This window comes from Paenibacillus sp. FSL R7-0302 (assembly GCF_038006885.1).
GTDB lineage: Bacteria > Bacillota > Bacilli > Paenibacillales > Paenibacillaceae > Paenibacillus_AQ.
The window spans coordinates 4,535,023-4,547,385 of the sequence record NZ_JBBOWB010000001.1 but is presented as its reverse complement, the minus strand read 5'-3'; the positions used below and the strand labels follow the sequence as shown (position 1 = coordinate 4,547,385).

The following is a 12,363-nucleotide window of genomic DNA, read 5'->3' as shown; positions in this document are numbered from 1 at the left end:
GGAGGAACCCGCAATGAAGACCAATGTAACTTCGCCGCGTGAGCAGGCTGCGGACGGACAGGGAATATCGTCAGGAGAAGCGGCCGGAACGCTGTGGACAGAAGCAGCGATGCAGGCGGCAAGTGCGTTATTTGACCCGCTGGATGCAGAAGAGCCGGAGCTGGAGGAACGGCTGACTCCCCGGGCGATCGGAACGTTATACGGCGTAGGCGTTGGCCCCGGCGACCCGGAGCTGATTACGCTTAAGGCTTGCCGTCTGCTGCGGGAATGTCCGGTGATTGCCTACCCGGCTACCAAGAAGGGCGGCAAATCCTACGCCTATGAAATCATTGAGCTGCATGTAGACCCGCAGGACAAAATCATGCTTGGACTGGTCTTTCCGATGACGAAGGATCCGGAGCTGCTGGCCAGCGGCTGGACCCGTACGGTAGAGCTGTGCTGGGGAGAGCTGAGACAGGGCCGGGATGTGGCTTTTGTGACGGAAGGCGATCCTAATCTCTACAGCACCTTCATTCATCTGGCCCGGCTGATGCAGGAGCTGCATCCCGGTGTGCCGGTCATCTCGGTTCCGGGAATATCCTCGGTGCTGGGCGCGGCGGCTGCGCTGGAGCAGCCCCTGGCGGACGGCAATCAGCGGGTGGGGATCATCCCGGCTACGGATGACAGGGAGGCGCTTCGGGAAGCGCTGCTGCATCATGATACGGTGGTGTTCCTTAAGGTGGCCAAGGTGCTGGATGTGGTGCTGGATGTGCTGGAGGAGCTGGGCTTGTCCGGCCGCGCCTCGGTGGTGACCAAGGTCACCTCCCACTATGAGACTGTCTGGCGCGATGCACGGGACCTGCGGGGCAAGGAAGTGGAGTACCTGAGTCTGATGGTGGTGAGCAAATGACGAATAAGCTGTTGGAGCCAAAAGTATATATTGTCGGTGCCGGACCCGGCGATCCCGAGCTAATTACGGTAAAAGGCAGCCGAATCTTGCGCTCCGCTGATCTGGTGCTCTATGCGGATTCGCTGGTCAGCGAGGAGCTGATCCGCAGCGCCAAGCCCGGTGCGCAGGTGCTTCAGAGCTCGGGCATGGATCTGGAGCAGCAGGTGGAGCTGATGACGCTTGCCGTGCAGTCCGGTCAAAGCGTAGCCCGCGTCCACACCGGAGACCCCGCCATGTACGGCGCGATTCTGGAGCAGATGTCGCTGCTGAAGCTCTGCGGCGTAAGCTATGAAATCGTGCCGGGCGTAAGCTCGGTTTTTGCCTCGGCGGCGGCGGTTGGCGCAGAGCTGACCGTGCCGGAGCTGACGCAGACGGTCATTCTGACCCGTGCGGAAGGTCGCACACCCGTGCCGGAGCGCGAGCAGCTGCGCAAGCTGGCGGAGCATCACTGCACGGTGGCGCTGTTTCTGAGTGCATCACTGGCCGGTCATGTGAGCAGTGAATTCCTGGCCGCAGGCTGGAGCCCGGAGACCCCGGTGGCGGTCGTGAAGCGGGCCACTTGGCCGGATCAGCAGATTCTGCGGACCACGATTGAGAAGCTGGAGGCGGACCTGCAAGGTGCTGGCATCACCATGCATGCCATGATCCTGGCCGGCTGGGCGCTGGACCCCGGGCTGACGGACCGCGATCAGCACCGCTCCAAGCTGTATGACAAGACCTTCACCCACGGCTGCCGGGAAGGAATCGGCTCCGGTGAGTAAGCGGTATGCGGCTGTTGCCATTACGCGCAGCGGGATAGAGCTGGCTGTGAAGCTTGGCGGGCGGCTTGGCGGGACTGAGGTCTTTGTCTATGCCAAGTATAGCGGCGGGCTGGAGGCGCGGAGCGGGGAGATCACTGTTTTTGACGGACCGGTCAGAGGGTTGCTGCCCAGGCTCTTCGGGAGCTATGAGGCGGTCATTCTATTCTTCTCGCTGGGGGCGGCAGTCCGGCTGACGGCTCCGCTGCTGGGGGATAAAAGAACCGATCCTGCTGTCATCGTCATCGATGAGCGCGGGGAGCATGTCATCAGCATGCTCTCCGGCCATCTCGGCGGAGCGAATAAGCTGACACTGGAGATTGCGGAGCTGCTGGGCAGCCATCCGGTGATCACCACGGCTTCGGATGTGCAGGGCATCTTCGCTGTTGACCTGCTGGGCCGGGAGTACGGCTGGCGCGCGGACAGCTTCACCCCCATGAAGGGGGTTAGTGCTGCGCTCGTTAACGGGGAGCCGGTGGCCTGGGTGCAGGAGAGCGGGGAACGTGACTGGCTGCCGCCGGGTGCTGAGGTGCCGGAGCATGTCTCTATGTTCGCAAGCAGAGCTGAGCTTCGGCATAGCGGACGCAGCTTCAGTGCAGCGATTGTGGTAAGCGACCGGCTGGCGGAGGAACCGGAGGAGGACGCACCGGCAGGTACTACTCCGGCCGAGCACACTGTAGTGTATCGCCCGCGCAGTCTGGTGCTTGGACTCGGCTGTAACCGCGGGACGTCTGCGGAAGAGCTGGAAGCCGTGGTCCTGAACACGCTGAATGAGCTTCATCTGTCGCTCCATAGTGTGCGGAATGTGGCGACGGCCGGAATCAAGGGGGATGAAGCGGGGCTCTTGGCCTTGTGCGCCAAATACAGCTGGGAGCTGGTTCTGTACACCCCGGAGCAGCTCAATACAGTAGAACTGGACCATCCGTCTGAGGTGGTATTCAGGGCAACGGGGGCTTACGGTGTCTGTGAACCTGCTGCGCTGCTGTCTTCAGGTGCGCATTCGCTTCTGCAGCCTAAGCTCAAGAGCGGTAATGTCACCATTGCTGTAGCCCGGATTGTCTATCCCGGAGAGAAGGAGGGGAAGAGCAGTGAATGAGCCGGGGAATGCAGCCGGATATGAAAAAGAGCCTGGATCAGCCCCCCGTGAGCCGCAGGCGCGTCCCCGCCTGGTCATCGCAGGCACAGGCAGCGGCTCGGGCAAAACAACGGTCACGCTGGGGCTGATGCGCGCTTTTGCCCGGCGGGGCCTGAAGGTTCAGGGCTTCAAATGCGGCCCTGACTATATCGATCCCGCCTATCACACTGCGGTCACAGGCTCTCCCTCGCGCAATCTGGACTCCTGGATGACTTCAAGCGCTTATCTGCAGGAGTATTTCCTGCAGGCTTCGGCAGAGGCGGACCTGTCCGTCATTGAGGGCGTGATGGGGCTGTATGACGGTAAGGAGGATACGGCACTGACGGGATCAACGGCGGAGATCGCCATCCTGACCGCCAGCCCTGTGCTGCTGGTGGTCGATGTCCGCAGCATGGGGCGCAGTGCGGCGGCGATAGTGCTGGGCTTCCGGCAGTTGGAGCCGCAGGTGCGGATTGCCGCCGTTCTGGTGAACCGCTGCGGCAGCGAGGGTCACTACCGGTTAGTTAAGGCGGCCATTGAAGCAGCCTGCGGGATTCCCGTGGTCGGCTGGCTCCCCCGCGACAGCGGGCTGGACATTCCGGAGCGGCATCTGGGACTGCTGCCCGCCGTGGAGCGCGGGGAGCTTGCGCCCTTGTTCGACCGTGCTGCCGACCTGCTGGAGCAAGGCACGGATCTGGAGCGGATGCTGGAGCTTGCTGCGGCCGCTCCTCCTGTGAGGGCGCAGCTTGTGGCGGCGGAGCCAGAAGCTGTGCCTGCCTGCGAGCAGAGGCCGGACCAGCAAGTTCGCCCAGTTCCATATGATGCTGAACTTTGTAAATCCGCTGCGCCGATGATACATAAGACACAGGCAGGCCCGGCGGAGCCTGTCCCGGTCATTGCCGTAGCCCGGGACGCGGCGTTCAATTTCTACTACGCCGATAATCTGGAGCTGCTTGCACGTGAAGGTGCGAGGCTAGTGTACTTCAGTCCGCTCAGCGGTGAAGGCATTCCGCCGGAAGCTGACGGCATCTATATCGGCGGCGGGTTCCCGGAAGAATTCGCGGCGGTGATTGCCGCGAACCAGCTGTTCCTCGGCGGCCTGAGGACTGCCGCAGCCGCCGGAATGCCGCTGTATGCGGAGTGCGGCGGCTACATGGTGCTGGCCCGCAGTCTGACCGACCGCACCGGCACGGTGCATGAGATGGCCGGAATCATTCCGGCACACACCGTGATGCAGGAACGCCGGGTGGCGCTTGGGTACCGTGAAGTCACGGCACTTCACGACTGTCTGCTGCTTAGGCAGGGAGAGCGCCTGCGCGGCCATGAATTTCATTACTCCGTCATGAGCTATCCTGAGGGGGCAGCCCGGACCTATGCCTACGAGAGTATGGGCAGAGGGGGCTGCCAGCCTGAAGGCTACATCAGAGGAAGCATCATGGCGGCTTATGCGCATATCCATCTGGCCTCCCATCTCCCGGCAGCAGCCCGGCTTGTAGCAGCCTGCCGGGCCTATCATGACCGCAAACAGACTATGCAGCAACAAGATTCCGATTCCTGCAACCAACAAATGGAATAATGTATCTTAATTTATTGATTGTAACGGTGTACTCGGTAACAAGTGGAAAAACAACAGCTGTTCATGTTACTTTTGGCTACTTGGGCTAAAATGGGCGGAATTAAGTGTTGTTTTTCCAAATGTTGTCCCAGCATCGGCCATTCGTTCATTAGCAGGTGTACAAAATCCAACGATCTCCCGTTCCCATTCAATCCAGCCTAAGCCTCATCAGCAAATCACTTGTTTAACCTGTATGTCAACCGCTTGTCATACATATAAGAGCCACGTATAATAGGATAAGAGAACGCTTTATCATTGCGCTGTGCCGGTCTACCGGCATATTTGTATCACGGAAATCTGTCGCTGTGCTAGAGAAATCTATCGCCGCCGTACTTAGAGAAATCTATCGTATCCGTGAGAGCGATCATCGTGTTAGGCAAATCTATTGAAGTTATGAGAAGCAACAGCATATGGATGCATCAGGAGAAGGGGGAACGCTGCAGTGAAATTGTTGGGAGCGATTGAAGCAGGGGGAACGAAGTTTGTATGCGGGATCGGGAATGAGGACGGGACGATTATCGACCGGGTGAGCTTTCCGACAGCCACTCCTCAGGAGACTATGGGCCAGGTAATGGAATATTTCAGCGGAAAAGCTGTGGAGGCTATCGGGATCGGTTCCTTCGGACCGATTGATCCTGTTATCGGCAGCCCCACCTATGGATATATTACAACCACACCTAAGCCGCATTGGGGCGGGTATAATCTGGTGGGAGCCGTGGAGGAGCAATTCCAGGTTCCGATCGGCTTTGATACCGATGTGAACGGTGCAGCGCTGGGCGAGTACACCTGGGGAGCAGCGCAAGGGCTGGACAGTTGTCTCTATATCACGGTGGGCACCGGGATTGGTGCCGGTGCTGTGGTAGGCGGGAAGCTCGTTCACGGGCTGTCCCACCCGGAGATGGGCCATATACTGGTCCGTCGTCATCCCGAGGACCACTACGAAGGCTTCTGCCCTTATCACGGCGATTGTCTGGAGGGTCTGGCGGCAGGTCCGGCAATCGGCAAGCGCTGGGGTAAGCCGGCGGGCGAGCTGCCTGCAGATCATCCGGCCTGGGCGATGGAGGCCCACTATCTGGCCCATGCTCTTATGAACTATGTGCTGATCCTCTCGCCGCAGAAGATCGTAATGGGCGGCGGTGTGATGAAGCAGAGCCAGCTCTTCCCGCTGATCCATGCCAAGCTGCAGGAGCTGCTCGGCGGATATGTGCAGCATCCGGCGCTCAATGAACAGATTGGCAGCTATATTGTGCCTCCGCAGCTTGGAGATAACGCCGGTCTGTCGGGCGCACTGGGTCTGGCCAAGCTGGCTTTGGACCGCAAGTAGGATCTTCTGTCAAAAAGACATTGACTGTTACGTAATATATGGTATTCTAGTTTCTAACAGTATAGCATTTAAGAGGAAGCACCTCTTTCACGAATGTCGTGGGAGAGGTGCTTTTTTTGCGTTCAAATATATCATGCGTACTGTAAGACGACGAAAGTAGGGATTCATATGCAAATCGTATTCATGAACCGTTTGTGCAAAAGATCAGGAGTGGACGAAGGGATTTTTGCTCAGCTATGGATTGGAGAGGAAGAGGGGCAGTGGCGTCTGGGCTGGCGTGATTTCTCCGGGGAACAGGAGACGGGCGACAGCCTGTGGTATGAAGGCGGATCATGGAATGAGATGCTGTGTGTATACCGGCACGAGCTTGCCGTGAAGATGGGAGATGGCTACCGCCCGCTGATTGACGGGGTATTTCATGACGAGGATAACCTCAGCAGCCGCAGCCAGGAGCAGCTTAAGCTGCAGTATTTCAGTGAGCAATACGGGAATGAAGCCATCTTCGAGGAGCTGTGCTCCTGGCGCAGGGGGAAGGCTTCCAGTGAACGGAAGGCGCCTTATATCCTGGCCAGCAACCGTCTGCTGCGCATGATCAGCGCGTTTCTTCCCCGGACAGAGGAGGAGCTGCTGCAGCTTCCGGGTGTGGGAGAAGGCAAAGTTTCACAGTATGGTGCAGACTGGCTTAGCATCACCGCGGCGGCTCCGCGCGAGCATGATTTTCCCCTAAGCTGGGTGAATCATGCAATAGACGAAGAGAGCTTCGTATCCTGGCACTATAAGCAGAAGGAGCTTAAGTACAAGAAGCAGTTGGAGCGGCTGAGACTGCGGCGCGTTCTATTACAGGGGATCGAGGAGGGGCAAGGGATGGAGCAGCTCAGGGCACTTAGCGGAGTTTCCCGCCGTGAAGTGCTTGAAGTATTGGAAGAGCTGGAGAAGGACGGCTACTCGGCTGAGAAGCTCATTGCCCTGGAGCTGAGTGAAGTGAGTCCCGAAGAACAGAACAATATTTGGACAGCCTATGAACTGATCGGCGACAACTTCCTGAAGCCTGTCCTCTACAAAGCCTACGGCGACAACTTCGTACCTGCTGACGGACTTGATCTGTATTATGAACGCCTGCGGCTGATCCGCATCCGCTTCCGGCGGGAGCATCCGGCGGCGCTTGGAATGGCTGCCCCTTTGTAAGAGGGTGACTGACGGCCTGCATCAGTCCCAATCTGCGGTCCTGGTAACCGGAGCTCCTGATCGGCGCAGACGCATTACATACTGGTGACATACCAAAAAGACGAAGGCTCTCCGAGTCCCGGTAGCCGGGTATACGGTGCCTTCGTCCTTCGTATTCGTCCGCTCTGCTTCATAGCCACTCCTTTTTACGGAAGATAATGAGCATTCCGCAGCCTAGCGTCACCATGACGGCAATGACGCCATAGTAGCCGTACTCGGTGTGGATCTCCGGGATATTGTCAAAGTTCATGCCGTAGATCCCGGTAATCACGGTCAGCGGCATGAATATAGTGGTAATTGCCGTAAATACACGCATGATTTCATTGGCGCGGTTCGCAATACTGGACTGATAAGCTTCGCGCAAGTTGCCCATGAGATCGCGGTATGTTTCGAAGGTCTCAGAGATCTTGACCGCATTCTCATAGATATCGCTGAAATACTTCTGCAGCTGATCGTCGATCAGGCGAAGATCCTTTTTGTTGAGCGTGTTGATAACTTCCTTCTGCGGGCCGAGCATCTTCTTCAGCCAGAGAATCTCACTGCGCAGACCGATGATCTCGCTCAGATGCGATTTCTTGGTATGCATGAGGATGTCTTCCTCGAGCTTCTCGATCCGCGCTTCAATCCGGTCACCGACCGAGAAGAAGTTGTCGACAACGAGGTCGATCAGCAGATACAGGAAGCGGTCAGGCGTACTGACCTCCTGCTCCCACAGTACGGGCTTCAGGACACGCAGCTCATGGATCTTCTGCTTCGTAACGGTAATAATATAATGTCTGCCAAGGAATACGTTGAGCGCACGGAGGAAGATTTCCTCATCATCGAACCGGATGCTGTTCACCACGATGAAATAATGACTCTCATAAATCTCCAGCTTCGGACGCTGATCCTCTTCACTCAGACAGTCTTCCACAGCCAGATCATGCAGGCCGTATATAGGCTGAAGCTCTACAAGGTCCTCCACATCCGCATCAATCCAGTAGAACCCCTCGGCAGGGGCGGTTAAAGTTTCTTCAATATTGTCAATAGGCGTAAAAACCCCTGCATTCACCAGCCGGATTTTCATCTGATTCACTCCTTATGTCCCTGGTCTTCTCCAGGGGTATGCTAATTTCAGCACACGGAAAAAATCAGCTTGGCCGGTGGTACAATCATGGATGAAGGCCAAAAGACGGTCCGAGAGCATGAAGAAAAAGGGCTCCCGCCGCCGGCAAGCTGATGTTAATCCTGTGTGGTTGTTCATTCTGCACGCTTATTCGCGAGCCCGGGTCGCCTTCCATTGTTCTCTCACCTCTTCTTTTCGCCGTTTTTGGGTTTGAAACACTTGTCTAGTATAACGCCGGGATATGGCTCTTACAAGAGAAATTGTTTTCTGTTATAAGGCCCCTTCAGCATTGTATGGACTTGACGAAAAGGAGGTTCATGATTTAAAGTGAAATTTAAGAAAAAGCATCGTTCAGATGCTTAAGGTTATTCAACTGAATACAGCTAAATCTTATCAAGAGCAGGTGGAGGGACTAGCCCGATGAAACCCGGCAACCGGCGTGTGAACGCACGGTGCTAATTCTTGCGGAAGCTTTGCAGGGCGTTATTCGTCCGGCGGAAGTTCTCTGGCAGATGAGAGAGGCGCATATGACTGCATGATATGACCTTTCTCGCCCGGGAAAGGTCTTTTTTCGCTACCCTGCCTCAGGTTGAACCACCAAGTGGAACCCCATTTCAGTTAAGGAGTGAACAGCAATGCCTATCAAAATTCCCGACAGCCTGCCGGCCAAAGAAGTGTTATCCGGTGAGAATATTTTTGTAATGGATGAAAGCCAGGCCTTCCATCAGGATATCCGTCCTCTGCGGATCGCCATCCTGAATCTGATGCCTACCAAAGAAACTACTGAGACCCAGCTGCTGCGCCTTATCGGGAATTCCCCGCTTCAGGTGGATGTTGTTCTGCTTCATCCCAGCTCTCATACGTCGAAGAATACTTCGGCTGAGCATTTGAAGAGCTTTTACAAAACCTTTGATGAGATCAGCCACCGCCGGTTCGACGGCTTGATTGTAACAGGCGCTCCCGTAGAACAGCTGGAGTTCGAGGATGTGAACTACTGGGAGGAGCTGAAAGTGATTTTTGAGTGGAGCAAGCAGAATGTAACCTCGACCATGCACATCTGTTGGGCGGCACAGGCAGGACTGTACCATCACTTCGGCGTGCGCAAGGTGAGTCTGCCGGACAAATGCTTCGGAGTGTTTCCGCATACAATGAGCCATAATAATGTCAAGCTGCTGCGCGGCTTCGATGAAGTGTTCCATGTTCCGCATTCCCGCCATACCGACGTCTCCCGTGAAGATATTGAGCAGAACCCGGAGCTGCAGATTCTGGCAGAATCCGAGGAAGCCGGGGTGTACCTGGTGGCTACGCATGACGGGAAGCAGATTTTTGTCACCGGACATTCGGAATATGATCCCTTCTCGCTGAAATGGGAGTATGACCGGGATATCGCCAAGGGGATGGAGGTTGCCCTGCCGAAGCACTATTATCCCAAGGATGATCCGACGCGTACTCCACCAGCAGTCTGGCGCGCCCATGCCAACTTATTATTCGCTAATTGGCTCAATTACTATGTATACCAGGAGACTCCTTACGATATCGGGGCATTTATCTGAGAGGTTGACTTATTCTTAATAGAAGTAATTAATCAGGAGGCAATGGAGATGGATGAGAAACTGAGAATTGAGAGCAGACTGGCACAGATTGGTTCGATGGAGGACCCCGCCACCGGGGCCATTAATTACCCGATTTATCATGCGACGGCTTTCCGTCACCCTAGACTTGGGCAGAGTACAGGCTTTGACTACATCCGCACCAAAAATCCTACCCGCTCTGTCCTCGAAGAAGCGGCAGCGGCCCTGGAATCCGGAGATGCCGGCTTCGCCTGCGCTTCCGGTATGGCTGCACTGACTACGGTGTTCACCTTGTTTGGACAAGGGGACCATCTCATTGTATCGCTGGACTTGTACGGCGGTACTTACCGGCTGCTGGAACGGATTCTCTCCAAATACGGCATCAGCGCCTCCTATGTAGATACGAATGATCTGGATGGACTGGAAGCGGCCCGCCAGCCGGGCACGAAGGTTGTATTCATTGAGACGCCGACCAACCCGCTGATGATGATAACGGATGTCGAAGCCGTATGTACCTGGGCCCGCCGTCACGGGCTGCTCACGATTGTAGACAATACGCTGCTGACTCCGTTCTTCCAGCGCCCGCTGGAGCTTGGAGCAGATATCGTGGTTCACAGTGCGACTAAGTACCTGGGCGGGCATAACGATGTGCTGGCGGGTCTGATCGTGACCAAGGGAGCAGAATTGTCGGCTGAAATGGCTGTCCTGCATAACTCCCTGGGAGCGGTTCTCGCGCCGAATGACAGCTACCAGCTGATGAAGGGTATGAAGACCCTCGCGCTGCGCATGGAGCGGCATGAGAGCAACGCTCTGGCTATTGCCCGTTATCTGCAGGAGCATCCGACGATTGCCGAGGTCTTCCACCCGGGCCTGCCTGATCATCCGGGCTATGCCATCCAGAACCGCCAGTCCTCCGGCAACACGGGAATCTTCTCCTTCAAGGTAAAAGAGGCCAGCTATGTGGAGCCGCTGCTCCGCCATATCCGGCTGATCGCCTTCGCCGAGAGTCTGGGCGGTGTTGAATCGCTGATGACCTATCCGGCGATACAGACCCACGCCGATATTCCGGCTGAAATCCGCGATGCGGTCGGTGTGGATGACCGGCTGCTGCGCTTCTCTGTCGGCATAGAGCATGTAGATGATCTGATCGCTGATCTGGGACAGGCTCTGGAGGCCGCCCGGAGCGAGCTGGAATAAGGCGGTGCAGCGGGCCTGGCCCGGCATGCGAGATTCGCAGAACGTACAAGCAGCAGTGCCTTCGGGCGCTGCTGTTTAATTTTGTATGGGACAAGGGAAATTATCCGTCCTGCGCTGCGAAACATTTTTCAAGAACAGCCGATTGTGATACGATGGGAGAACGGACTATTTTTATTTCAAATTGTATTTATCTCATAGACTTCATAGATGAAGAGGAGGCCGTCAACAGTGAGTGCAGTCGATCTTATACTGGATAAGGCACTGAAAGGTGAACGTCTTCAGTTGGAAGATACGGTCACATTGTTCGAGAGCAATGAAATTGAGAAAATGGGCGCTGCCGCAGATATTATTATGAAGCGCTGGCACCCGGAGCCGATAACGACATTCGTTATCGGCCGCAACATTAACTACACCAATGTATGTGATGTCTATTGCCGCTTCTGCGCCTTCTACCGCAGACCCGGTTCGGAGGAAGGCTATGTGCTTCCCGATGAGACAATCTATCAGAAGATTGCTGAGACCATGAGCGTGAACGGAACCGAAATTCTGATGCAGGGCGGTACGAATCCCAACCTGCCGTTCAGCTATTATACGGATATTCTGCGCGGCATCAAGCAGCGGTTCCCGGAGATTACCATGCATTCCTTCTCACCAGCTGAGATTATGAAAATGGTTGAGGTCTCCGGCCTGCCGCTGGAACAGGTCATGCGTGAGATTCATGCTGCGGGCCTCGATTCCCTGCCCGGCGGTGGCGCAGAGATTCTCGATGACCGTACCCGCCGCAAGATCAGCCGGCTCAAGGGCTCCTGGCGCGAGTGGATGGATGTCATGCAGACCGCACACCGGATCGGCATGAATACAACGGCCACGATGGTAATTGGTCTGGGTGAGACTATGGAAGAACGGGCTCTGCATCTGCTTCGTGTCCGTGAAGCCCAGGACGAATGCATTGCGAACAAATATGATTCCGAAGGCTTCCTGGCGTTCATCTCCTGGACCTTCCAGCCGGATAATACGAACCTGAAGCTGGACCGCCAGACCCCTGAGGAATACCTGAAGACCGTAGCCATCAGCCGCCTGGTGCTGGACAATATCAAGAATTTCCAGTCCTCCTGGGTAACGATGGGTCCTGAAGTAGGCAAGCTCTCCCTGCAATACGGCTGCAATGACTTCGGCAGCACGATGATTGAGGAGAACGTAGTCTCCTCGGCGGGCGCGACCTACAAGGTCAACATCGAGTCGATCACCCAGCTCATCCGCGAAGCGGGCAAGATCCCGGCGCAGCGCAACACGCGCTATGACATCCTGCGGACGTTCGAGGATGCGAATGCGAAGATTGACAATGATTTTGTGATGCAGAATTAGAATATAGCTATTACCAACAGATCAATAACGGGGCTGTGCTACCTATAGGTAGCACAGCCCCGTTATGTTTTTTGGAAACTATTGTTTCCTCCAGTTCCGAACAAGAAGTATATCAATGCTAAA

The 12,363-nt window shown here is 56.0% G+C and carries 10 protein-coding genes and 1 riboswitch; of the genes, 9 read left to right on the top strand and 1 reads right to left on the bottom strand.

The genetic code is table 11. The features are described 5' to 3' along the window. Positions 1-13: 13 nt before the first annotated feature. The 6 genes from cobI (at position 14) to MKY96_RS19660 (ending at position 6,963) form a co-directional block, all read left to right on the top strand. Positions 14-889, top strand: coding sequence for a precorrin-2 C(20)-methyltransferase (gene cobI / locus MKY96_RS19685; protein WP_340942575.1), 876 nt, complete (start codon positions 14-16; stop codon positions 887-889). After that, positions 886-1,689 (top strand): precorrin-4 C(11)-methyltransferase, encoded by an 804-nt coding sequence (gene cobM / locus MKY96_RS19680; RefSeq protein ID WP_340942573.1) that lies wholly within the window; start codon positions 886-888, stop codon positions 1,687-1,689. The genes cobI and cobM overlap by 4 nt, the downstream gene beginning before the upstream one ends. Further along, on the top strand, positions 1,682-2,821 hold the full coding sequence (locus MKY96_RS19675) for a cobalt-precorrin 5A hydrolase (RefSeq protein WP_445671491.1): 1,140 nt from the start codon (positions 1,682-1,684) through the stop codon (positions 2,819-2,821). Before cobM ends, MKY96_RS19675 begins: the two co-directional genes overlap by 8 nt. Positions 2,822-2,891: 70 nt before the next feature. Beyond that, the gene (locus MKY96_RS19670; RefSeq protein WP_340944651.1) at positions 2,892-4,415 is read left to right on the top strand and encodes a cobyrinate a,c-diamide synthase; all 1,524 of its coding nucleotides are present in this window, start codon (positions 2,892-2,894) and stop codon (positions 4,413-4,415) included. 481 nt (positions 4,416-4,896) lie between these two features. Then, positions 4,897-5,778, top strand: coding sequence for an ROK family protein (locus tag MKY96_RS19665; RefSeq protein WP_340942571.1), 882 nt, complete (start codon positions 4,897-4,899; stop codon positions 5,776-5,778). A gap of 168 nt (positions 5,779-5,946) precedes the next feature. Further along, complete coding sequence (locus MKY96_RS19660) at positions 5,947-6,963, top strand: HRDC domain-containing protein (protein ID WP_340942570.1); 1,017 nt, start codon at positions 5,947-5,949, stop codon at positions 6,961-6,963. A 169-nt stretch (positions 6,964-7,132) separates the two neighbouring features. On the opposite strand, the gene corA is transcribed toward MKY96_RS19660, so the two are convergent. Continuing rightward, positions 7,133-8,068, bottom strand: coding sequence for a magnesium/cobalt transporter CorA (gene corA, locus MKY96_RS19655; protein WP_036696789.1), 936 nt, complete (start codon positions 8,066-8,068; stop codon positions 7,133-7,135). A 426-nt stretch (positions 8,069-8,494) separates the two neighbouring features. Beyond that, positions 8,495-8,626, top strand: a riboswitch (SAM riboswitch). A gap of 116 nt (positions 8,627-8,742) precedes the next feature. On the opposite strand from corA, the gene metA reads away from it, so the two are divergent. From metA to mqnC, 3 genes are all read left to right on the top strand, one after another. Then, on the top strand, positions 8,743-9,660 hold the full coding sequence (gene metA / locus MKY96_RS19650) for a homoserine O-acetyltransferase MetA (protein ID WP_340942568.1): 918 nt from the start codon (positions 8,743-8,745) through the stop codon (positions 9,658-9,660). Positions 9,661-9,708: 48 nt separating this feature from the next. Next, positions 9,709-10,875, top strand: coding sequence for an aminotransferase class I/II-fold pyridoxal phosphate-dependent enzyme (locus MKY96_RS19645; RefSeq protein WP_340942567.1), 1,167 nt, complete (start codon positions 9,709-9,711; stop codon positions 10,873-10,875). 228 nt (positions 10,876-11,103) lie between these two features. After that, positions 11,104-12,240, top strand: coding sequence for a cyclic dehypoxanthinyl futalosine synthase (gene mqnC / locus MKY96_RS19640; RefSeq protein ID WP_340942565.1), 1,137 nt, complete (start codon positions 11,104-11,106; stop codon positions 12,238-12,240). Positions 12,241-12,363: the final 123 nt, after the last annotated feature.

What these genes read in the sequence shown, in the direction of transcription:
- cobI (WP_340942575.1), top strand. Translation starts at nt 14, where the DNA reads ATGAAGACCAATGTAACTTCGCCGCGTGAGCAGGCTGCGGACGGACAG.
- cobM (WP_340942573.1), top strand. Translation starts at nt 886, where the DNA reads ATGACGAATAAGCTGTTGGAGCCAAAAGTATATATTGTCGGTGCCGGA.
- MKY96_RS19660 (WP_340942570.1), top strand. Translation starts at nt 5,947, where the DNA reads ATGCAAATCGTATTCATGAACCGTTTGTGCAAAAGATCAGGAGTGGAC.
- corA (WP_036696789.1), bottom strand. Translation starts at nt 8,068, where the DNA reads ATGAAAATCCGGCTGGTGAATGCAGGGGTTTTTACGCCTATTGACAAT.
- metA (WP_340942568.1), top strand. Translation starts at nt 8,743, where the DNA reads ATGCCTATCAAAATTCCCGACAGCCTGCCGGCCAAAGAAGTGTTATCC.
- MKY96_RS19645 (WP_340942567.1), top strand. Translation starts at nt 9,709, where the DNA reads ATGGATGAGAAACTGAGAATTGAGAGCAGACTGGCACAGATTGGTTCG.